The following is a 21,950-nucleotide window of genomic DNA, read 5'->3' as shown; positions in this document are numbered from 1 at the left end:
TCATGACTTTTGCGAGCGCCACTTAGCATAAATAATAGAGACAAAATATAACGTCGACTCATAATGCTTCCTTACTTAGATTTTTGGTTTTTAACTCATTAATTATCTTTGCATCCATCCAGTAGATGTCGACATTGGAATTCTCGTTATCCATCCCTCGATTAAACAATATGTATTTACCATCCCAAGTAACGTAAGCGTACGGCTAACTACACCTAGAGGCTAACATGCCAGGGCAGTAAACTGTCGATATCGCACTGTGGCTGGGCTAATTCGTTTAAGCAATGCATCACATAATCGAATGGGGTGTGGCCGTTTGCTCTGGCCGTTTGCTCTGGCCGTTTGCTCTGGCCGTTTGCTCTGGCCGTTTGCTCTGGCCGTTTGCTCTGGCCGTTTGCTCTGGCTGTTTCGATCACGCTGTAGAGGATTGCGCTACTCTCAGCGCCACTTGTGGTGAAGCTAAACAGCCAGTTCTTTCGCCCTATGACGAACGGTTTGATAGCGCGCTCTGCCCGGTTGTTGTCTATCTTTAGATGTCCGTCATCGAGGTAGCTAATGAGTTTCGGCCACTGCCTTAGCGTATAGTGGACGGCCTCGCCCAGCTTCGATTTTGGTACCACCGTTTGTGCTGATTTATCTAACCAGGTTTTAAACTGGGCCAGCAGCGGTGCGCTTTGTTGTACCCGTGCAGCCTGCCGCTCCTCTGCGCTTGCTGTTTTGTTTGCAGTCTCAACTCGATATAACTTTTGAATATGGTTGAGCGCCCAGTTCGCTTTACCAGTTTTACCCTTGGCCTGCGCATCTGCGGCTTCTTTGAACTTGCGTCTTGCGTGCGCCCAGCAACCAACCAGTGTCGCCTGCGTTTGCTCATAGCCCGCATAACCGTCAACTTGCAGATAGCCGTTGTAGCCCTGTAAAAATGCCACAGGACAGCGACTCGCACGACTATTCTGATAGTCGAACAGGGCAATATTGGGGATGCTCTCCTCTACCATAGGCGAGTCCGTGCCGCTGCAATACAGCCACATGTAACTGGTCTGTTTGTCTTCTTTCACCACCTTAACCGTAGTTTCATCGCCGTGCACCACCGGTTGCTGTAGCAACACTTCGTGCAGTCTGTCGTAGAGCGGTTTAAATAAACTGGCACTGCGGATCACCCAGTCCGCCATGGTTTGCCTGCTCAGCGCGATACCATATTGTTTGAACAGGCTTTCCTGTCGATACAGCGGTAAGCCATACTGATATTTACTGGTGATGATCTGGCTGAGCAAACTGGCCGTTGCTATGCCTTTAGGAACCGGGCTCGGTGGGACTGGGGCTTGTTTTATCTCAACCCAGGTTTGTGTTTTTTCACAGTGCCGGCAGCTGTATTTTGGTCTGACATGTTCGATGACTTTGACCTGGGCCGGGATAAATTCCAGCTTTTCGCTCACATCCTCGCCCATTTTGTGCAGCTCACCGCCACAGCAGTCACACTGTTTGTTGTCGATGTCATGCACAACACGTTCGCGGGGCAGATCTTTTGGCAGTGGCTGACATGTCGGCTTTTTGCGCTGATATTCGATGGTTTCCACGTCTTGCTCAGGTGCTTCTTCAACCAGCGTTTCGGCTTCATTGAACAAGTCAGCTTGTGCAGGGTGCGACTCACTGCTGGCCCCGAAGCGTTTTTGCTGGGCCAGTCTGAATTGTTCTTCGAGGTAGTTATTACGCGCCTGAAGCTAAGCAATGATCTGCTTCAACTGCTGAGGATCATCAGGCAGTTTATTCATTTCTTTCATGCAGTCTACTGTATCAACAGAGTAACTGTTTTTAAATTAATAGCTTAGATTAATTCGTGATCTAAAAACCCCTGTTATGATCATACGTTATAACCATAGCTGAGCGGCTTGTGGGCAATGACCGATAAGCCAGACAATAACCACTGCCATTGTTCGGCGCTGAGTGTAATGACGTCATCGTCTTCTTTGTCGGGCCATTTAAACTTGTCTTTTTCAAGGCGCTTGTACCACAAGGCAAAGCCGGTTTTATCCCAATATAACACCTTCAGCTTGTCCTTGTTTTTATTGCAAAACGCAAACACCTGACCGCTCATCGCGTGTGCTGCCATTTCTTGCTCAACAATCGCCGCGAGCCCATTGATGGATTTACGAAAGTCTACTGGCTGGCGGTGCAAGTAAACAGACTCGTTGTGCCAGCAGATCAAGACAGCGCCCTGAGCAGTGCAGCCAACCACAGGGCATCTGTGTTTGATGGCAACAACACCGTATTCTGACCATGCTTGAGCTGTAACAACTCAGGCAGAGAAACGGACTCAGATGCAGCAGGCTTAGCGGCAATAAAAGATGACTCAGGTGGTTTTTTAGTGCGAAGTTTACTTCGGCGATTATAAAAAGACTTGGTACTAAGGTTGTGCTGCGTGCAGAAGTCAGTGACAGACAAACCACTGAGTTCCTGTTGTTCGATAAGTTTCAGCCATTGCTCTGCGGTTTTGTGTTTAGGCATGGTCAGCTCCGAATTGAGGTCAGAGCTGTACTTTATAGGCTGAGCGTATTCAGTAGCTAGGTGTGGTTCTGGCGACGCTTACGATACATTATAAAAGTAAAATATAGCAAACCAAGCATGTCGCACAAGTGGTTTTGACCCGCTGCGCTCAAATACAGAGCACAACGCAACAATTAAATAAGTTTGTAGTTAGTTTTAAGATTTGTTTTCGCACTTTATCGTCTCTTCCCCAAGACGATAGGCATTATTTGCCAACACATAAGTTCCCGAAATAATAGCAGTAGTAGGAACGAGTATCGGCGTTAATATAATTCCACTCACGGAATAATACGTATTGGTTTCGTCTGCAACATCGACTATCTTTAGGGTTTTTCTATCCGATGAGATCTCACACTTGTTGATGTGGGCAGTATCCTGGACGGGCATTACCACACAAGCGCTTAGTGAGATTACCGGTAACATAATCAGTCTGTTTAATTTCATCACCTTTCCTTGAATTTAGTTTTCAATACTTTCATGACGTAGCTCTTGGACATTACCTCCCTCTAAAGGTTCCCTGTGCTTTACGCTTAAACTGCGCCAAACTGGTATTGCTTTCTACAGTTTTCAGTCTTGATCCAACAGCGATTATGGCTCAATAAATCCGAGGTGCCTCGTTAAAAGTGAAGCACCCAATACTGATAAGTTGAGCCAAAGTTTTAAGATTTCGCGAGGTTTTGTTCGTAGACCTTAAGTGCGTGTTCTAAATCTTCTATCAAGTCTTCTACATCTTCAAGACCGATGTGAAGGCGGATCACGGGGCCAAGTGTCCAACCTGTAGTTGATCGCAAATGCTCCATGGTTTTATTGGCTGTAACTAAACTTTCATAGCCGCCCCATGAGAAACCCATTTTAAAATGGGATAAGGCATCTAAGAAACGGTTAATCGCCTTTTGGCTACCTTCTTTCATTACGATTGAAAATAAGCCATTACTGCCATCAAAGTCTCGCTTGAAGAATTCATGACCGGGGCAAGTCTCAAAAGCGGGATGTCTAACGTGATCCACGAGCGGATGCGCTTCGAGCCATTTCGCCACTATCATTGCCGACTGTTCGTGTTGTTTTAACCTCGCAGGCATAGTACGTAACCCACGTAGTGCTAAATAAGCATCATCTGCAGAGGTACATTGACCCAGTAAATACGAGTGTTCTCTAAGTTCAGGCCAATAACGCTCGTTTGCAACAGCAACCCCCATCATGACATCCGAATGCCCAACAATATACTTGGTTGCCGCTTGAATGCTGATATCAACACCATGATCGAGCGGACGAAACTGCCAGCCATTACCCCACGTATTATCAAGCATAGTGATAACGCCACGGCGCTTTGCAACTTCAACCATCGCTGGCACATCTTGAACTTCCATGGTGATTGAACCTGGAGACTCTAAGAACAACACTTTGGTATTGTCTTGAATTAACGCGTCAATACCAGCGCCAACCATAGGGTCATAATAAGTGGTTTCGATACCATAGCCTTTTAACAGCTTATCGCACAAATCTCTGGTTGGTTCATAGGCAGTATCCACCATCAGCAAGTGATCGCCTGCTTTTAAAAATGACAGTAGTGACTGTGCGATAGCAGCAGCACCAGACGGATATAAGGCGCAACCCGCACCATTTTCAAGCTCAGTAATGGCATCTTGCAAGGCGAAATGGGTATTGGTGCCACGGCGGCCGTAAAACAGGGTGCGATGTCCACGGCCTTTTATCGCTTCTTGCATTTCGGCAACGCTCTCAAAAACTACAGTAGAGGCGCGCTGAACAACTGGGTTTACTACCCCTTTGGTATATTCTGCTTTTCTTCCAGCAGCAACGATTTTAGTATGCTTTTTCATAATTACTCTTCTGATTGTGCACGCCAGTATTCAACTAAATATCTGGAGATAGAGTCTTCTCTGGTGAGTTTATAGCCGGGCTTTGTATCACCCCACTCTGAAAATGTATTAAGCTCCGCCCGTGAAAACCATTTAGCTTGCTCAAGCTCATCTTGCTCGACAAAAATCTCTGTGGTTTTTGCCTTCGCGATAAACCCCAGCATAAGTGATGACGGGAACGGCCAAGGCTGTGAGGCAATATAAGTGGCGTCGTATGCTTCAACACCCGCCTCTTCCATCACTTCCCTTATCACGGCTTGCTCTAACGATTCGCCGGGATCAACAAACCCAGCCAGCGTCGAAAATACCCCTTCTGGCCAAACAGCCTGACGGCCCAACAAACAGCGTTCAACGCCATCAGGGAAAACATGAGTGACAAGCATGATAACGGCTGGATCTGTACGTGGAAACGTCATGTGGCGGCATTCAGGGTTAACACAACGTCTTGCATGACCTGCTTCAACCATTTTATTGGGTTGCCCACAACGTCCGCAAAAACAATGGGTTTTATGCCAGTAGCATAAGCCTCGTGCAAGCACACCAATTGAGCCTTGTTGCTTTGGTAAGTTACGACCCACTTGGCGCATATCGATGAATTCTGACTCGGAGTCAATAAAAGAAAGCTTGTCTCGTTGTTTAGAGACGTCAAGCGCAAAATAGCTGTGCGCTTCGTCACGACCTAAGAATATCGCGTCTTGAAGTGCTAAATCAGCGACTTCTGTGCGAGAAAGATAATGTAATTCATTATCTCCGACACGCACTAAATTAGCGTCGTCTTGAATTAATAACCAGCGACTATTGTCACCCATTTGAGATAATAACCAGTTTTGATCTTTTCTTTCGTTAGACGCTCTGTCTAACGTCATTTGAGTGTAATACAGCAAGCCCCTATTCCTTCGTGTTCTGGAACATTTTATCCACCTCGGCGAGACCTTAAAGCTACCATAGCACAAAGGTGCAGGCAAAAAAAAAGCCCATAAATGGGCTTTTGAAAACTACAGTGTGATTTCACACTACAGAGAGGCAAGATAGTCCAACAGCTTTTGATTTTCGTTTTCAATATGCTTATAGAATTCAATATCTTTTAGCTTAGATGCCGCAGCTTCATCGATGACGATTACAGCATCACGATGCATTTGTAGTGCCGAAGCCGGACACGCCGCAGTTAACGGGCCTTCCACCATAGCAACAACGGCATCAGCTTTGTTTTCACCAGTCGCTAATAACACGACTTTTTTAGCATCTAAAATCGTGCCAATACCCATTGTGATTGACAAATGAGGTTGGTACTCATCAGCTTTAAAAAAACGAGCATTATCATCAATCGTCGCTTTCGTTAGGGTTTTAACCCGAGTGCGTGACGTCAATCCAGAAGATGGCTCGTTAAAGCCAATATGGCCATTTCTGCCAATACCTAACAGCTGTACATCAATACCACCAGCAGATTTAATACGCGCTTCATATTCGCCGCACGCCGTAATTGGATTTTTTGCATCCCCCGGCGGTACGTGCGTGTTACTTCTATCAATGTTGATATGGTCAAATAGCTGCTGCTGCATAAAGTAACGATAACTTTGTGGGTGCGAGCCATCTAAGCCTAAATATTCATCTAGATTAAAGCTGGTAACTTCCGCAAAACTGATTTCGTTTGCTTGGTTACGCTTAATTAATTCTTGATACAAAGCAACCGGTGTTGAACCCGTCGCTAATCCCAACACAGAGTTAGCTTTACGCTTTAATTGCGTTGTAAAAATGTCTGCACCATATGCTGCCACTTCGGCAGCGTCTTTTAAAATGACTACTTGCATACGATTAACCAAATGTTGAGATGATTAGAATAAAATGGGATCTGAGCCTTGCCTCGCGTGCAATCAAAGCAAGGTCAGATCGAACCTAATTGGGATACACAACATTAGGTTATTACCATTATGACAACGCTGTCATTATTATCAGAAATAATTCGCTTGTAAAGCAAAAGTGAAAAAAAATATGGATATTTTTTACTCTATGCAATCTAAAGGTGTTAAAAAGCCCACAACGGTGGGCTTTTTGAAAGGAGGCTTGTGAATATTATACACTTACAAAAATACGGCGTTTATACATCCAGTGCAGCACTAAAAGCTGTACCGCCAGTAGCGCAAAAACAGCAATTAATGGTTGCCACGCAGCCGGCACGGCGGCAATCACGCCACCGAATACGCTTTTACTAATAAAGGTCCAATTCACTAAGCTTGACGCCAAATAAATAATAATGGAGTTGGCTCCTATAATAACAAATGGATACGCCCAACGTTGAAAGCTCAGTACATCTACTATCGCGTAAAATACCGCTAGTAGAATTGCACTCCAGCCGACGGTTACTAGCACAAATGAGCTTGTCCACAATTCTTTATTAACTGGAAATTGCATGTCCCAAAGCCAACCTAGTGCTAAGGCGAGTACACCAGAGCCTGCCAAAATACCAACAATTTTCCACTCTCCCTGCGTTTGTGCATTGGCGATCGCACGACCAGCAAATACACCTGCGATAGCATTTACAATGGCAGGTAAGCTTGACAGCACACCTTCTGGGTCAACCGGACGATTTTGATAACTGGTCCCTGGTAGTAAATACGTATCAATGAACGCATTCCAACTACCAACACCATTTGCACTTAAGTCCCCCGCTTGCCCACCAGGAACCGGGATAAAGCAAAGCAGTAACCAATAAAATGTCAATATGCCTACACCCACATAAGCCAAGGTTCGCAAGCTCGTATGCCAAACCAGTAAAGCACAAAAGAACCAAGCAAACGCAATGCGACCTAATACACTAGCGTAGCGAACACCGTCTGGATCCATTGGGATCCCAGTTCCCCAACCATGATTGTATAACACGCCAAAAGCACACAGTAACAAAAGGCGCTTCAGTGCTTTGAGATAAAACGATTTACGTTCATTAAAGGGCAGATGATCGATACGTTTAGGCGACAAGCCCATCGCCACACCCGATAAAAAGATAAACAGTGGGAAGATAAGATCATAAAAAGTGAAGCCATGCCAAGGACTGTGCAGTGTGTGCGCTTCAAAAGCCTTCCACCCTTGCCATCCGGTCAGTACAAACAGTGCCGCAAAAATAGACTGGCCACCTAAGATCCAGAACATATCCATGCCGCGTAAGGCATCTAAAGACGCAAGTCGCTTTGGCTTATTATTCGTTGTCATTGCTATTTATCCGCGTGAAAACATTAACTATGGATCGCTCAATCAAGCAAATCCATTTGCCTCAAGGTTTGGTTTGAGCATTACGCACATTACTGTAACTTTCTGAGTTGTCGATCCACCCATGCTTAGCCAATAATATCGGCTAAGCTAAAAAAGCAAAGCCCCGCGGTACTGCTGCGAGGTTTGATCAGGGAAACTTAAGCGGCCGTTTTCGTCCACTCTTCAATTACAAATCAGTTATAACAACTGACCACCAATATAGGTTTGCTTCACAATCAAATCGCTGTCGAGCACCACGAAATCAGCATCAGCGCCCGATCTTAGATGCCCCTTGTGAGACAGGCCAAGATATTGTGCAGGGTAAAGAGAAGCCATGCGTAAACTCTCCGCTAGGCTCACGTTAAGCGTATTAACGGCGTTTCGCACCGCACTTGCCATATCCAATACACTGCCAGCAAGCTCACCGGTTGTTGAATTCAACCGATCGCCAGTACGAATAACTTTTCTGCCATCAAAAAAGTCAAACTCCGTATCATCTGTCCCAACTGGAGGCATGGCATCCGTCACTAGCATCATTTTGCCGCGCTGCTTAGTGCGAATCGCAAGCTGCGCCGACAATGGATGAACGTGATGGCCATCAACAATCAGACCACACCAGCTATTGTCATTCCAAAGCGCGGCGCCGACAACGCCCGGCTCACGGGAAGTAAACGCAGACATTGCATTAAATAGGTGCGTAAAGCCATCAACGCCAACATTAAGTGCGGCGTTAGCGGTGTCATAGTCCGCGTTTGAATGACCGATACACACTTTCACACCCAATGAAATCAAGCGTTCGATATCGCTAAGTGGCAGAGTTTCAGGTGCTAAAGTCACCATTTTGATGCCTAAATCTTGACGCGCGTAAACCGCAAATTCTTGCTCTGAAATTGGTCTAATGAACTTTTCGCTATGCGTACCCTTTTTCGGGTGAGATAAGTGTGGGCCTTCAAAGTGGATCCCAAGCACTCCGGGCTGATTAGTAGCAATAGCTTCTGCTGTTGCATCTGCCGCTTGTTGCATCACTTCAATTTTGTCAGTGATAAGGGTTGGCATTAATCCCGTGGAACCAAATTGGCCATGTGCTTTAACCATAGTCGCCAAGCATGCCGTCGATTGCTCGGCGTTAAAAAATGCACCGCCACCACCATTAACTTGTACATCAATAAAACCTGGTGCAACTAGCCCTGATAGCTTAGATACATTGGTTACTAGCGACTCAGTTACATAACGAATTTGGCCGTTGTTTACTTCGAAATAAACGTCTTTTCTAAAACTTTCACCATCAAAAAATTCTGGAGCAAAATAACATTGAGTCGTCATTAGTTCGCCTTTTTTAATTCTTGACCTGCACTTTGAATTGCAAAGTAAATTGCCCCCATTTCAGGAGGTTGTTTAGGTAATTGGACTTGTTTTGCAACTTCTGGGTCGAGCCAAGGTTGTAGCGGCTCTGATAATCCGCCGATCATAGAGAGTCTAGGTGGGTTTAGTTCAAGTAAACGCTTCGCTAAACGACTAATATATTCCGCACCAGACTTTACGATAGTAAGAGCAATTTCATCATTTTGCTTAGCTTGTTCTAATACATAACGAGCCAGCTTTGCATAACCACTAGACGGTTGTCCCGCCATTTGCTCTGCAATACCCATCGCCCCTTTCGCACTGAAGTGCTCTAGTAATACTTGGCTCAATGACGTTTTTTCGCCAAGGCCATCGAGATCGAGTAATGTAGCTTTTACCGCCTCTAATCCCATCCATGCGCCACTACCCATATCGCCTTGAGCAAAGCCATGACCACCATAGTTCACTGTTTTACCATCAACTAACGCAAAACCACAGGAGCCGGTGCCCGTAATAATCACGGCACCATCGCTACCTTCATGAGCACCAATACACGCGGTGTGTAAGTCTGTGGTAAGGAACATTTGTTTAAAGGGATGCTCCCATTGCATGATTTTGTCATAGAGCGCGGGTAAGTTAACACCTGCAAGGCCAAGACCTGCATTTAGCTCATGTACTTGTTCAACACGAAGACCTGCGTCTTGTAACGCCATTTGTGTCGACACCATGATAGATTCAAGCGTGCGCTCTAGACCATGTAGGGGATTCGCAGGACCGCCTAGACCCGTACCCAAAACGCCATGTTGAAGAGAATAAATTGTAGCGCGGCATTTTGTTCCACCACCATCGACGCCGATGTATAGTTGGTCTTGGTTAACCTGTTTAGCCATCATGTAAAGACCCCTACTTTGTTCTGGATTAGACCGCGTTATTGTTTTCGTTAGACACGGTTTTTCATTCATGTTGAATTGATGTTACACAACAAATGACAGCGTTGTCATTAATTTTTTCAAGAAATTTCTTCATTTTGAAAAAAACTAATATTGCACAGATTGTGAGGATTGTCAGTGAAAAATTGCAATAATCGTCAAATTACAAGGACTAACAGAGATTAGGGATTGTTAGACACATAATAAAAAAGCGACTCAATATTACATCAAGTCGCTTTATCGATTTAACCTTATCGTTCAGGTTATTCGCAGATTACTTAACCCCAAGTTCTCTTAAACGCTCTTGCAAATAGCTATCTGCAGTGTAACGCTCTGACAACACAACATCCGGTCTTGGATGTAAGAATAGCGGCAATGAAATACGAGATTTCGTCGACGCTTTGCCTGTTGGGTTAATCACACGGTGAATTGTCGATGGGAAGTAATCACCCGACGCCTCTTGCAGCATGTCACCAATGTTAATAATCAACGAACCAAAGTCGCATGGTACGTCTAACCAGCTGCCATCTTGTCTTTGCACTTGTAGGCCAGGCTCATTTGCCGCAGGCAATACAGTAAGTAGATTGATATCACCATGCGCTGCGGCGCGAATTGCACCTGGTTCTTCATCGCCTGTCATTGGTGGGTAATGAAGAATACGCAGTAATGTCTGCTCTGATTCTTTGATCATATCTTTGAGATCAATAGAGAATCTCGCTCTCACATCTGCAGGCGCTTCCGCTTGTACCCAGCTTAGCAACTCTTGAGCAAACTCGCTCGCTAAACGGTAATATTCACGAATCTCTGCTTCTAATTGAGCCGGTACGCGACCTTTTGGATAAACGTGAAAGTACTCTTTTATGTCTTTTACTGTAAAACCTTTAGCAACTTCAGAGACTTCTGGTGGGAAGTAACCATCTTGAGTTTCTTTATTGAAAAGGAATTCGTGTTTTTCTTCTGAATTAAAAAATTCTTGCCAATGTTTGTAGATTGATTCAACCAACTCTTGTGGGATTGGGTGATTTTTTAGTACACCGAAACCCGTGTTTCTTAAAGATTCTACAAATTCTTTCGCAGCATTTGGCGATTGATAGTCTACGGTAGGTAACTGTTGCATAATGGTTCCACCAAAATTATTAGTAATTCATGGTTATTTACTCAATTGCACATCGGGGTAAATAACGCACTTCCCGTGTCATCTCAACACTGCGTACCTAGTAGAAGGTAAGGCGTATGTTATCGGGTCTGTTAACCTAGGGGGTTGTTTTTAAGCAGTAAACTTGTATTTAACAAGCCTCACTCAAAACAGCAACAGCAAAGGCTAAAAAGCCCTTATACGATCGTGTTGTCGATAATTCTTCAAAAAGTGTAGCTAATTACATGGTCAGCAGAGTACTTTTTAAAGATTACGTTTTAACAGCGAGCGAGCTTATTGAATTAGGACAAATGATATAAGGACTTATGTCCGCTTTTATGTATAGGGCCTGAGACTTTTGATGCAGATCAAGCATTATCGGGGGTATCTATCGGTATTTGGATATCCCACTCCAATCCTTGCGGTGTATTTTTCACGCTAAACTCTCCATTGAGTGCCCCTGAAACCAAGTTGGCAGTTAAATTTGCGCTTAACCCAACATGGCCTGCATTACCTCTTTTTGTCGTCACAAACGGTTTTAATAACTCTTGTGTACTAATTCCTCTAAGCCCTATTCCATTGTCAGTATAATTAACATGTAAATTGTTACCTGAGCGCGTAAAGGTGATAGTGGCAAGGTGATCATGGTCAATCCAGGCATGCGCAATAGAGTTTTCAACTAAGTTGCTCAATACCTCAACCAGTGCTTGACCATCCACGTAAACTTCAGTTGCTGTGTTACCAACAAACTGAATTTGTACGTCTTGCTTTGAAAAATCTTTTTTCAGTCTTGTTTCTATTTCTTGTAATTTAACGTCAGCACAACTGCTATCTCGCTCAGACTGAGAGACCGATTTTAATAAACTGACAAACTTAGCCACTTTTTCTAGATTACGGCTGCACAGCGCACTACTGTCTTTGATCTGCTCAAACCCCGTTACCAGCTCATCCTGCGTAAGCGTACCTGCGGTGAGTGCACTTTGTAGCTCCTGCATGACGCCTTCTAAAAAGGTGTTGGACGTAATACTGGTACCAAGCGGGGTATTAATTTCGTGTGCAATCCCCATCACCATTTGGTTTATAGCCTTAGATAGCTGCTGTTTTACCGCTAACTTTTGCGCTTCAATTAACTTAAATTGGGTGTTTACTCTGGCTATGATTTCAGCGGGTTTATAAGGTTTGGTGATGTAATCAACACCACCGACTTCGAATGCTTGTACCAAGCTCTCGCTGTCTTCATAAGCACTCACAAAAATAACCGGAATGGCCGCCGCCGAATTGTCGGACTTAAGCACTTTACATAGTTCAATCCCCGACATATTTGGCATTTTTATATCGGTAATAATTAACTCAGGCTGGTGCTTTTTAACAATACCTAAGGCAATATCCCCACCCCGTGCTGCCAATACTTTATACCCTTCCTTTCTTAGTATGAGCTGCAATACTTGGAGGTTTTCCGGCATATCGTCAACAATTAAAATGTCTGACATGTAACGTTACTCAAGTCCTTAAGATAGACACTTTTTACAGCATAGCTTGAGATATTGTATATCGCGACTATGTTTATATATAAATTCACGCGTAAATAATAACTTATGTCCTCAAAAGCATTACTAAGTTGGATCGCACTTTTCGCCTTGATGGCTGCCCTAGGAAGCGCAACGCTTATCTACTACTCAACAACTACTCACAGCACTCTCGCGACCGACGTTAATACCGCTTACCACAACCACTTATCACTAGAGATGTATAGCAAAGATAAAAACGTCCAATGGCTAGGTGAAATCAAATCTGCACCAAGTCATCCATTACCACTTCCGTTACAACAAATCTATGAAACCCAAGCAAGACTAAAGTCTCAATTTTTAGCAGATACGGTTGAGCAGGCCGATTTGCCTCAAAGTTATCAAAATGCCATCTCACAATTGCCTCTCATTGCAAACGCTGAACTTGAAACAAGCACAAATCAACAACTCCTAATACTGTTGATTACCGGCCTTGCCTTCGCGGTATTAACACTATTTTTAAGCTTTTATGTTTGGTTTATGCGCACCAAACATTTCTCCCCGCTATATCGCATCGTCAATACGCTACGTGCACAAGCGTTAAATGGCGCCCCTCTTTCTGTGGTGCCTACAAACAGTGACGTCGATGTAAAACGGCTCACGCAAGCGATCCATGTTGCCACCACCTCTCAAAGCCAAAAGTTGGCGTCAGCCGCAATTATCGAAAACTATAATCGCGAACTAAAATCCATCACCGGCTCCGAGCCTATCGTGCGCCATGCACTAGAGTTTATTGCCAATGAGTTCAATGCACCGAGTGTTTGCCTCTATGCCAATTTAGAAGACGACGCCTTGTCGTTAGTGAAAAGCCATGGGGTGACACCAAGCCATTCAATTATTGCCTCCACTCTAGCGCATTGCGCAGCAAATAATGAACCACAAGTACAACAAGAACCGTTGTGGCTCAAAGAACAAGAAGTTGAAGTGAAGTTACAAGGCCGTTATTGCTTTCCACTAGCCATCGGTAATCATGTTGTCTATGTGCTGCTAGTCGGTAGTGCTCAGGTGTTGATAGACAGCCAATTTGAAGCGCTCGAGTATTTGTGTAAGGACTTAAGCCTCGCGCTTGCCATCAATGAAAATATCGAAAAGCAGCAAAAGGCAGAATCGGCCTTAAGCGAACAACTCGAACTTACTCACCATATTATCAATGCTATCCCAAACCCCACGTATTATCGTTCGACTGACGGTGTATTTATGGGCGTAAACAAGTCCTTTTTAACACTGTTAGATCAATTTGAAGTAGATGTGATTGGCGCCAAGTTAGACGAGGTTTTTGATCTAGGAATAGCCAGTCTATTTGAATCCAAAGCTCACGAAATTACCACCACAACCCAGGAGCAAACCTATGAAGTATTATTGCTTGATGGCCAAGAACAGCCGCGGGAACTGATTGTATACGAAGCGCCATTTTTTAATGAAAATGGCGATGTAGCTGGTATTGTTGGCATGTACCTTGACGTTTCGGAGAGGAACCAACTACAACGTGAACTCATAGAAGCAAAAAACTTGGCCCAAAACTCGGCAAAAGCGAAAAGCGAATTCCTCGCCAACATGAGCCATGAAATTAGAACCCCAATGAACGCGATTATTGGTATGTCTCATCTCGCGCTCGCGACAGAATTGAATGCAAAACAGCACGACTACGTATCAAAAATAGATACAGCCGCAAAGCAATTACTGAGATTGATCAACGATATACTCGATTTTTCAAAAATCGAAGCTGGCAAAATCGAGTTAGAATATCAGGCCTTTTCAACAGAAAAACTACTCGACAATGTCGCCACCATCGTCAGTGTAAAAGCCCAAGAAAAACAACTAGAGTTAGTCTTTGATATCGACTCACAAGTGCCCTACTGCGTGATTGGCGATCAATTTAGAATAAGCCAAGTACTCATCAATTTAGCGGGTAACGCAGTTAAATTCACAGAAAACGGTGAGGTTGTTATTCGTGTCGCCCTTGTCAATGTCGAAAAAGGGTTAGCAAAAATTAAGTTTAGCGTAAAAGACTCTGGTATTGGCATGAATAAACGCCAGCAAAAAAACCTATTTCAATCTTTCTCGCAAGCAGACAATTCGATCACCCGAAAATATGGCGGTACAGGGCTTGGCCTCACGATTTCGCAACAATTGGTCAAGCTTATGGGGGGAGAAATATATGTTGAGAGCGAGGAAAACGTCGGTTCGGAATTTTATTTCACATTAGAAATGGAAGTCAGTGACGAGCTGAGTCAGGCGAAAATGGCCTCTACCCACTTATCAGAACTATCAGCAACAATTATTGACGATAACCAACACGCATTGGACGTGTTAAGCGGTATGCTAACAAACTTTGGTATGCAGGTTTGTTCTTATTTAGACCCTCATAAAGCGTTAAATCAATTCGTCCTGACACAAGAGTTACCCGATCTTATTTTCGTCGATTGGCATATGCCAAAATTAGATGGCATTGAGCTGATCACTAAGCTGCAATCGCAGGTCGATGTGTCGCAAAGTAAGTTTATTTTAGTCACCGCTTATGGTCGGGAGCTAAACCTGAACGACAGCCAAGCCAGTTTAGTTGATGGTGTACTTTTAAAGCCGATTAACCCGTCAAACCTTGTGGACGTTATTCAAAATGCCGTGTTTGACTCACCGGAAGTAAGAACCACTATCACCAAAAAAGAACAAACGATTAGGAAACAAGCACTAAATGGCATATCAATTTTGGTCGCGGAGGATCAGCCAGTCAATCAGGAGATAGCAGCGGAGATCTTATCTAGCTTCGGAGCGCAAGTAGCGGTCGCAGACAATGGACAAGAAGCCATTGATCAAGTTCATAGCAAACACATAGATATTGTTTTAATGGATATGCAAATGCCAGTGATGGACGGCATTACCGCGACGCAAAACCTTCGCATAGAGTTCGATAAAAATACACTTCCTATTCTAGCGATGACCGCCAATGCCATGGAAGAAGACATACAGACTTGCATCGATGCTGGTATGAATGACCACGTAACCAAACCCATCGACGTTGAACAACTCGTTAAAAGTATTTTGAAATACGTATGCACCGAAGCCGATGGCCTTTTAACAACGCCAGAAGTTAACCCACCAAAAGTCGTTGCAGAGATAGAGGAAATTGATGAGATCATTGAGTTTGAAGGTATTGATATTGCCGAGGGTATTGCTCGAGCAGCTGGCAACCAAAAGGTTTACTTCGATATCTTAGAAAAGTTCCTGTCCCAGCAGATTGAAGAGCTGATCAATTTAAAACAGGCTTTAGCCATTGAAAATTTTGAACTGGCACATAGCATGTTACATGCATTAAAAGGTGCTAGTGCTAACCTTTCGATTGTTAGGCTGACCGAGGAATTTAAGCACATTGAGGCTTCTCTCAATGTCCGCCCACCTAATGCAAGCGAAATTGACGAGCTGATTAAATACGTTAAATATGCACTGGAACAATGCCAAAAGCGTCGTAAAAAAGAAGCGTCTCATCAGGTAAAAAGTGTAACGAAAAACAACGAAGAAAAAGGTGGCAATAGTCAATTAGAGGAACTCATCCAGCTCGCATGTGCATTAAGAGATTATGATACTCAAGCCACAGAGCTAGTAGACTCAATTTCAGTAAGTAGCTATTTGACTGAACCAGAACTACAGAAATTAAAAACCGCCATCGCCCGCTTTGAGTTCAATGAAGCCTTTATGATGCTAACATCCATAAAGCATGTAGAAGAAGCACCTGAGCTCAATGCAGGAAAAGGCGCACTGCATTAGTGCCATTACTATATATTTTATCCGAGGGCGCAATGAAGATTTTTACCTAACAGAAAGGCCACAGATGTGGCCTTTCTGTTAGGTGCTCTAAATACGGTTTTACAGTCCTAACTGATCCATAAAGTCGTCATCTACAACATCTTCTTCCTGAGGCTTCGCTGGCTTTTTCTTCTCAGCCTGACTTGCAATAATGTCATCTGGGTCTACCGACTCTGCAATATCAAAGTCATGTAGCTTAATGAATTCAGTTTTATCCATTGCCAATTCAAGATAGAAAATATTCTGGCCTTGAGTGGTAAAGGTAACGCGTCTCGCCTGCGGGCGATCCATCGTTGTGTCTACCGAGATCTGCACCTGTTTGTTGATAGCCATCATCTTAGGCTGGTTTTGCGTGATAGAGGTATGTAGCTGCTCACGTACTTTGTTGGTGAAATCACCAACAATCTGATTCATCAACTCACCCAATACATTGGCAACGTCATCAGATAAATGACTATGCGCAATTTCTTCTTCAGGCATGCCCATGTTACGCATGTAGTCGGTATACACCTCCATCGCGGCTTGCGCGGTAAAATTAGTTACGACTAAACCGGTAAAGCCGCCATCAAACAATACGAAACAGCCGATGTCAGGCCTCATACAGGTACGAGTTATCTTTTGTACCATCGCGGAATAATTAATTTGGTTGCCGCTTGCCGACGACAGAACTTCTGTTACTGAGTGGCATAGCGTTGAGAGGATGTCTTCTGTGCTAATCACTTTGCTTTTCGCCATTTTTGGTCTCATAGTTACTTCTTATTATTAATAGTAGCCAAGCTACTGAATTTATCACTGACTATCCAGCATAAAATGCTAAAATAGCGAGATTATTTTCAAAGAGAGATTAAATGTGACGGGCAAAGACAGTATTTATGCCACTGAACAAGCAGTGAAAGATTTCACTTTCGACGCCAATGTCGTCGAAGTGTTTCCAGATATGATCCAGCGCTCAGTGCCGGGCTACGCGACAATAGTAAGCACAATGGGCAAACTTGCGGGTACTTACGCGCAAAGTAACTCAAACTTATATGACTTAGGCTGCTCTTTAGGCGCAGTCACGCTAAGCATGCGTAGAAATATAGATAAAGAAAACTGTCATATCATTGCCGTGGACAATTCACAGCCTATGGTAGAGCGCTGCCAACTGCATCTAAAAGGCTTTAAATCCGACGTCCCAGTCTCGGTCACGTTAGGTGATATCAATGAAATAGAGATTAGCAATGCATCTGTCGTTGCGATGAACTTCACCCTACAGTTTATTCCACCAGAAAACCGCAAAGCGGTTCTAGAAAAAATATATCAGGGTTTGAAACCTGGTGGTGTACTGCTATTAAGTGAAAAAATCCGCGGTGAAAACGATACTAAAGACAACTTACTTATCGACCTTCACCACGACTTTAAACGCCACAATGGCTACTCAGAATTAGAGATCAGCCAAAAACGCAACGCGATTGAAAACGTGATGCGCACGGACTTGTTAAGTACCCATATGACAAGATTAGAAGCTATTGGCTTTAATCAAACTCAAGTGTGGTATCAGTGCTTTAACTTCTGCTCAATGGTAGCAATAAAATAGAGGCAATTATGAATCATTGGTTTACCGACTTTTATGCAACCATTGCGAAAACCCCTTTGAGCCATTGGCTAGAAACGTTGCCTGCGCAGCTTAGCCATTGGCAAAAAGAAGCCCAACATGGCGACTGGCCGAAATGGGAAAAAGTCATTAAAAATCTACCAGAAATCTCAACCACCCATGTTGATATAAAAACCAAGGTTGAGATAGGTACTGGCGAAGACGTCAATGAAGGTCATCAAAAGCAGTTAACGCATTTACTAAAACGCATGATGCCATGGCGTAAGGGACCATTTCATTTACATGGCGTCCATATTGATACTGAGTGGCGCAGCGACTGGAAATGGGACCGACTGCTCCCCCATATCAGCGACCTTCACGGCCGTAATGTATTGGATATCGGCTGTGGCTCTGGTTATCACTTGTGGCGTATGCGCGGTGAAGGCGCAGAGCTTATTGTTGGCATTGATCCCTCCGATCTATTTTTATGCCAATTCCAAACTATTAAACACTTTAACCCCGATCCGAACGTGCATTTACTACCCCTAGGTGTAGAGCAACTTCCTGAGCTAAAAGCATTTGATACTGTGTTTTCAATGGGCGTGCTATATCACCGTCGTTCACCAATCGACTTTTTAGCACAGCTAAAGTCTCAGCTAAGAAAAGGTGGCGAATTAGTGCTAGAAACACTCGTGATTGAGGGCGATGTAAATACAGTATTGGTGCCGACCGATCGCTACGCTAAGATGCGCAATGTCTGGTTTATTCCAAGCTGCGACGCATTAACATTATGGCTTGAGCGCGTGGGCTTCAAAGATATCAAGGTAGTAAACAAAGACGTCACGTCGTTAGACGAACAGCGCCAAACTCCTTGGATGGAAACAGAGTCGCTTGCTGATTTCTTAGATCCAAATGACACCAGCAAAACCATTGAAGGCTACCCCGCTCCGCTCCGTGCTATATTTATCGCGAAAGCGTAATATTTTGTTAAATAAATCATGCTTAATGAAGGCTTGGACTGTTAATCCAAGCCTAGTAACACTGCTAATGTTGACAAGCAGCACTACAGTCAATATTTGTAGGGGCAACTGTACCGCAACACCCGCCATGGCTATATGTGAAGCACTCAGGCCCATTTGATAACCCACCAGCAATAGCGGGGGTTTGAGCATGTGGAATTGCCTGTTTATCTTTAGATAACGTTTTAATTTTCTTTTTGTTGAGTTTTAAGTGCATTGTCAGCTCCTTTAGTTAGACATTTGTACACCTCTACAATAACACAAAAAAAACAACAACAAGCACAGTTTAGTTACACTTAATTCACATTCCTCTATAAGTCCGGCAATATGATTTGTTTACTATATAAAGTAAATGTGTAGTAACCCCTTGCTCATACTTAAGTCAAAAGTTCGCTATAAATCCCGCTAAAAAAGGAGCTAAATTAGCTCCTTTTTTCGTATGTACAGCTAATGGGCATTAACCCAATAGTTCACCTAACTGTTTGCTTACCGCATCAACAGCTTGTGTACCATCTAGTTTGTGATATTGCGTGTTACCAGCATCCGCTTCCGCACTGTAGTAGTCTACTAGAGGTTTAGTTTGCTCATGGTAAATCGCTAGACGTTTACGTACTGTCTCTTCAGTGTCGTCATCACGAATGATTAGGTCTTCACCCGTTACGTCATCTTTGCCTTCTACTTTAGGCGGGTTGTAAACGATGTGGTAAACACGACCAGAACCTGGGTGTACACGACGACCGCTCATACGCTCAACGATGATCTCATCTGCCACATCAAATTCGATAACATGGTCAACTTTGATGCCATTTTCTTTCATTGCATCTGCTTGTGGAATTGTGCGTGGGAAGCCATCAAGCAAGAAGCCATTTGCACAATCTTCTTTTGCGATGCGCTCTTTTACCAAGCCGATAATGATTTCATCAGATACTAGTTGACCTGCATCCATGACTTTTTTCGCTTCAAGACCCAACGGAGTCCCTTCTTTGATAGCAGCACGTAACATGTCGCCTGTAGAGATCTGAGGGATCCCATATTTGTCCATTAGAAATTGAGCTTGAGTACCTTTACCTGCACCCGGCGCGCCTAGCAAGATGATGCGCATAATTGAATCCTCGTTTGGAGTTATTGGTGTTTGTGTGGTGAATTTTTCCATATACGGTGCCGATCCTCAAGGAACTTATACTAATTGATAAGGAAGAATGGCAATTTTTCCGTCAAAAACAAAAAAGCTCCGCGATCTGCAGAGCTTTTGGCCAGAAATTAATCCTGATTATAAAAATGCACCTAATGCTTTAACTTGGTCTAGCATGCGGCAAGAGAAGCCCCATTCGTTATCATACCAAGCCATTACTTTTACCAGCTTTCCATCTACTTTGGTTTGTGTAGAGTCAAACACTGAAGAAGCCGGGTTGTGGTTGAAATCGATAGAAACCAAAGGTAATTCATTGTACTCAAGGATTGCACTCATCGCGCCCTCAGCAGCCGCTTTGATTGCCGCATTCACTTCTTCTTTTGAAGTGTCACGCTTAGCAACAAACGTTAAATCAACCAGTGATACGTTGATGGTTGGCACACGAACCGCCATACCATCTAGTTTGCCAGCAAGTTCAGGAAGCACTAAGCCAACCGCCTTTGCCGCACCCGTCTTCGTCGGGATCATCGACTGAGTAGCACTACGCGCACGATATAAATCCGGGTGGTAAACGTCTGATAGATTCTGATCGTTGGTGTAGGCATGAATGGTTGTCATGCTACCTTGCTCAATACCAATAGTATCATTCAATACTTTTGCAATAGGCGCAAGACAGTTTGTGGTACAAGATGCGTTAGAGATAATGGTTGATTCAGCATTTAGCACTTCGCTGTTAACGCCATGAACAACCGTTGCATCCATATCTGTGCCCGGCGCAGATACAATCACTTTTTTCGCACCGGCTTCAATGTGTTTAGCCGCAGCTTCGCGAGAAGTGAACAACCCAGTACATTCAAGTACGATATCAACGTTTAGCGCTTTCCAAGGAAGATTTGCAGGGTCACGCTCTTGCGTTAGCGTGATTTCGTCACCACCGATAACGAGTGTGTTGTCGTTAAGAACAACCTGCCCTTGAAAGCGACCATGTACAGAGTCAAATTGAGTCAAATGCGCGTTTACGTTTGCAGGTGCGAGATCGTTGATGGCAACGACTTTGATGTCTTTATTCTGACCTGACTCGTACAGTGCACGAAGTACGTTACGACCGATACGTCCATAGCCATTAATTGCGATATTAATCATGATAACTGTCCCCTAATCTATTTTACTTCACTTGCTTGTTTCGCAAGCGCTTCAATGGCTTGCCAGTCTTTGTTTGCGATAAGTGCTTTATCAAGCATCCAAGTACCGCCCACACATACCACATTGTCGAGTGCAAGATACTTAGGTGCAGTTGCCAACGAAATACCACCCGTTGGACAGAATTTTACTTGTGGAATTGGTCCGCCAATGGATTTAAGCATTGGTGCACCACCTGCAGCTTCCGCTGGGAAAAACTTTAAGAATTCAAAACCGTGACTTGCAAGCTTCATCACTTCGCTTGGCGTTGCAGCACCTGGAAGAAATGGAATACTTGACGACTTTGCCAGTTCCAATAATTCGTCATTGACACCAGGACTTACCATGAAGTCAGCGCCGGCTTCTACAGAGGCATTAAAGGTTGCCTTATCCACTACCGTACCAGTACCAACATAGGCGTCTGGTAAAGCCGCTTTAATGTCTTTTACCGCTTGCGCTGCCACCGGTGTACGAAGTGTCACTTCAAGTGCTTTTAAGCCACCATTAAACAATGCCGTAGCAAGCGGCACCGCGTCTTCTAGGTTATCAATAACGATAACCGGAACCACTGGTGCTGCTGACAATATCTCTTTAATACTCATGCTCACCCTCATT

General features: G+C 44.0%; 18 protein-coding genes and 1 pseudogene. 3 read left to right on the top strand and 16 right to left on the bottom strand.

From position 1 onward, the window contains the following. Nucleotides 1-215 precede the first annotated feature (215 nt). The 11 genes and pseudogenes from GSF13_RS13250 to GSF13_RS13200 form a co-directional block, all read right to left on the bottom strand. Nucleotides 216-1,778: pseudogene (locus GSF13_RS13250) on the bottom strand (IS66 family transposase). A gap of 80 nt (nt 1,779-1,858) precedes the next feature. Continuing rightward, nucleotides 1,859-2,203, bottom strand: coding sequence for an IS66 family insertion sequence element accessory protein TnpB (gene tnpB / locus GSF13_RS13245; protein WP_211868660.1), 345 nt, complete (start codon nt 2,201-2,203; stop codon nt 1,859-1,861). Then, nucleotides 2,200-2,502 (bottom strand): hypothetical protein, encoded by a 303-nt coding sequence (locus GSF13_RS13240; protein WP_174169042.1) that lies wholly within the window; start codon nt 2,500-2,502, stop codon nt 2,200-2,202. Before GSF13_RS13240 ends, tnpB begins: the two co-directional genes overlap by 4 nt. Before the next feature lie 698 nt (nt 2,503-3,200). Beyond that, a complete protein-coding gene (locus tag GSF13_RS13235; RefSeq protein ID WP_010604064.1) occupies nt 3,201-4,379 on the bottom strand; it encodes a cystathionine beta-lyase in 1,179 nt (392 codons plus the stop codon). 2 nt (nt 4,380-4,381) lie between these two features. Further along, nucleotides 4,382-5,284: an NAD(+) diphosphatase gene (gene nudC, locus GSF13_RS13230; protein ID WP_010604063.1), complete on the bottom strand. Its 903-nt coding sequence runs from the start codon at nt 5,282-5,284 to the stop codon at nt 4,382-4,384. Between the two features lie 147 nt (nt 5,285-5,431). Continuing rightward, nucleotides 5,432-6,226, bottom strand: a complete 795-nt coding sequence (nagB, locus tag GSF13_RS13225; RefSeq protein ID WP_010604062.1) for a glucosamine-6-phosphate deaminase — start codon at nt 6,224-6,226, stop codon at nt 5,432-5,434. 262 nt (nt 6,227-6,488) lie between these two features. Next, a complete protein-coding gene (locus GSF13_RS13220; RefSeq protein ID WP_010604061.1) occupies nt 6,489-7,622 on the bottom strand; it encodes a DUF5009 domain-containing protein in 1,134 nt (377 codons plus the stop codon). Between the two features lie 237 nt (nt 7,623-7,859). After that, the gene (gene nagA / locus GSF13_RS13215) at nt 7,860-8,984 is read right to left on the bottom strand and encodes an N-acetylglucosamine-6-phosphate deacetylase (RefSeq protein ID WP_206472717.1); all 1,125 of its coding nucleotides are present in this window, start codon (nt 8,982-8,984) and stop codon (nt 7,860-7,862) included. After that, nucleotides 8,984-9,895, bottom strand: a complete 912-nt coding sequence (locus GSF13_RS13210; RefSeq protein WP_211868658.1) for a BadF/BadG/BcrA/BcrD ATPase family protein — start codon at nt 9,893-9,895, stop codon at nt 8,984-8,986. Before GSF13_RS13210 ends, nagA begins: the two co-directional genes overlap by 1 nt. A 310-nt stretch (nt 9,896-10,205) precedes the next feature. Next, nucleotides 10,206-11,048, bottom strand: coding sequence for a 2OG-Fe(II) oxygenase family protein (locus GSF13_RS13205; protein ID WP_017219251.1), 843 nt, complete (start codon nt 11,046-11,048; stop codon nt 10,206-10,208). A 386-nt stretch (nt 11,049-11,434) separates the two neighbouring features. Then, complete coding sequence (locus tag GSF13_RS13200) at nt 11,435-12,556, bottom strand: hybrid sensor histidine kinase/response regulator (RefSeq protein ID WP_174169046.1); 1,122 nt, start codon at nt 12,554-12,556, stop codon at nt 11,435-11,437. Nucleotides 12,557-12,661: 105 nt separating this feature from the next. On the opposite strand from GSF13_RS13200, the gene GSF13_RS13195 reads away from it, so the two are divergent. Then, a complete protein-coding gene (locus GSF13_RS13195; protein WP_211868657.1) occupies nt 12,662-16,393 on the top strand; it encodes a response regulator in 3,732 nt (1,243 codons plus the stop codon). A 99-nt stretch (nt 16,394-16,492) separates the two neighbouring features. On the opposite strand, the gene GSF13_RS13190 is transcribed toward GSF13_RS13195, so the two are convergent. Further along, nucleotides 16,493-17,167, bottom strand: a complete 675-nt coding sequence (locus GSF13_RS13190) for a DUF3334 family protein (RefSeq protein ID WP_010378035.1) — start codon at nt 17,165-17,167, stop codon at nt 16,493-16,495. A 115-nt stretch (nt 17,168-17,282) separates the two neighbouring features. Between GSF13_RS13190 and cmoA the strand changes: the two genes are divergently transcribed. Both cmoA and cmoB read left to right on the top strand, forming a co-directional pair. Beyond that, a complete protein-coding gene (cmoA, locus tag GSF13_RS13185) occupies nt 17,283-18,008 on the top strand; it encodes a carboxy-S-adenosyl-L-methionine synthase CmoA (protein WP_102056606.1) in 726 nt (241 codons plus the stop codon). An 8-nt stretch (nt 18,009-18,016) separates the two neighbouring features. Then, nucleotides 18,017-18,985 carry a tRNA 5-methoxyuridine(34)/uridine 5-oxyacetic acid(34) synthase CmoB gene (cmoB, locus tag GSF13_RS13180; RefSeq protein ID WP_211868655.1) on the top strand — a complete coding sequence of 323 codons (969 nt, stop codon included), beginning with the start codon at nt 18,017-18,019 and terminating at the stop codon, nt 18,983-18,985. A 64-nt stretch (nt 18,986-19,049) separates the two neighbouring features. On the opposite strand, the gene GSF13_RS13175 is transcribed toward cmoB, so the two are convergent. From GSF13_RS13175 to GSF13_RS13160, 4 genes are all read right to left on the bottom strand, one after another. Next, on the bottom strand, nt 19,050-19,241 hold the full coding sequence (locus GSF13_RS13175; RefSeq protein ID WP_102056604.1) for a hypothetical protein: 192 nt from the start codon (nt 19,239-19,241) through the stop codon (nt 19,050-19,052). A gap of 240 nt (nt 19,242-19,481) precedes the next feature. After that, a complete protein-coding gene (adk, locus tag GSF13_RS13170; RefSeq protein WP_010378026.1) occupies nt 19,482-20,126 on the bottom strand; it encodes an adenylate kinase in 645 nt (214 codons plus the stop codon). A gap of 168 nt (nt 20,127-20,294) precedes the next feature. Then, entirely contained in the window at nt 20,295-21,299 is a 1,005-nt protein-coding gene (gene gap / locus GSF13_RS13165; protein ID WP_211868652.1) for a type I glyceraldehyde-3-phosphate dehydrogenase, read from the bottom strand. Between the two features lie 17 nt (nt 21,300-21,316). Then, nucleotides 21,317-21,937, bottom strand: coding sequence for a bifunctional 4-hydroxy-2-oxoglutarate aldolase/2-dehydro-3-deoxy-phosphogluconate aldolase (locus tag GSF13_RS13160; protein ID WP_010378022.1), 621 nt, complete (start codon nt 21,935-21,937; stop codon nt 21,317-21,319). Nucleotides 21,938-21,950: the final 13 nt, after the last annotated feature.

The sequence above is a fragment of the Pseudoalteromonas sp. M8 genome (assembly GCF_018141365.1).
Lineage (GTDB): Bacteria > Pseudomonadota > Gammaproteobacteria > Enterobacterales > Alteromonadaceae > Pseudoalteromonas.
The sequence above is the reverse complement of the archived record's forward strand: the minus strand, read 5'-3'. Positions and strand labels throughout refer to the sequence as shown.

What these genes read in the sequence shown, in the direction of transcription:
- GSF13_RS13240 (WP_174169042.1), bottom strand. Translation starts at nt 2,502, where the DNA reads ATGCCTAAACACAAAACCGCAGAGCAATGGCTGAAACTTATCGAACAA.
- GSF13_RS13235 (WP_010604064.1), bottom strand. Translation starts at nt 4,379, where the DNA reads ATGAAAAAGCATACTAAAATCGTTGCTGCTGGAAGAAAAGCAGAATAT.
- nudC (WP_010604063.1), bottom strand. Translation starts at nt 5,284, where the DNA reads ATGACGTTAGACAGAGCGTCTAACGAAAGAAAAGATCAAAACTGGTTA.
- nagB (WP_010604062.1), bottom strand. Translation starts at nt 6,226, where the DNA reads ATGCAAGTAGTCATTTTAAAAGACGCTGCCGAAGTGGCAGCATATGGT.
- GSF13_RS13220 (WP_010604061.1), bottom strand. Translation starts at nt 7,622, where the DNA reads ATGACAACGAATAATAAGCCAAAGCGACTTGCGTCTTTAGATGCCTTA.
- nagA (WP_206472717.1), bottom strand. Translation starts at nt 8,984, where the DNA reads ATGACGACTCAATGTTATTTTGCTCCAGAATTTTTTGATGGTGAAAGT.
- GSF13_RS13210 (WP_211868658.1), bottom strand. Translation starts at nt 9,895, where the DNA reads ATGATGGCTAAACAGGTTAACCAAGACCAACTATACATCGGCGTCGAT.
- GSF13_RS13205 (WP_017219251.1), bottom strand. Translation starts at nt 11,048, where the DNA reads ATGCAACAGTTACCTACCGTAGACTATCAATCGCCAAATGCTGCGAAA.
- GSF13_RS13200 (WP_174169046.1), bottom strand. Translation starts at nt 12,556, where the DNA reads ATGTCAGACATTTTAATTGTTGACGATATGCCGGAAAACCTCCAAGTA.
- GSF13_RS13195 (WP_211868657.1), top strand. Translation starts at nt 12,662, where the DNA reads ATGTCCTCAAAAGCATTACTAAGTTGGATCGCACTTTTCGCCTTGATG.
- GSF13_RS13190 (WP_010378035.1), bottom strand. Translation starts at nt 17,167, where the DNA reads ATGGCGAAAAGCAAAGTGATTAGCACAGAAGACATCCTCTCAACGCTA.
- cmoB (WP_211868655.1), top strand. Translation starts at nt 18,017, where the DNA reads ATGAATCATTGGTTTACCGACTTTTATGCAACCATTGCGAAAACCCCT.
- GSF13_RS13175 (WP_102056604.1), bottom strand. Translation starts at nt 19,241, where the DNA reads ATGCACTTAAAACTCAACAAAAAGAAAATTAAAACGTTATCTAAAGAT.
- adk (WP_010378026.1), bottom strand. Translation starts at nt 20,126, where the DNA reads ATGCGCATCATCTTGCTAGGCGCGCCGGGTGCAGGTAAAGGTACTCAA.
- gap (WP_211868652.1), bottom strand. Translation starts at nt 21,299, where the DNA reads ATGATTAATATCGCAATTAATGGCTATGGACGTATCGGTCGTAACGTA.
- GSF13_RS13160 (WP_010378022.1), bottom strand. Translation starts at nt 21,937, where the DNA reads ATGAGTATTAAAGAGATATTGTCAGCAGCACCAGTGGTTCCGGTTATC.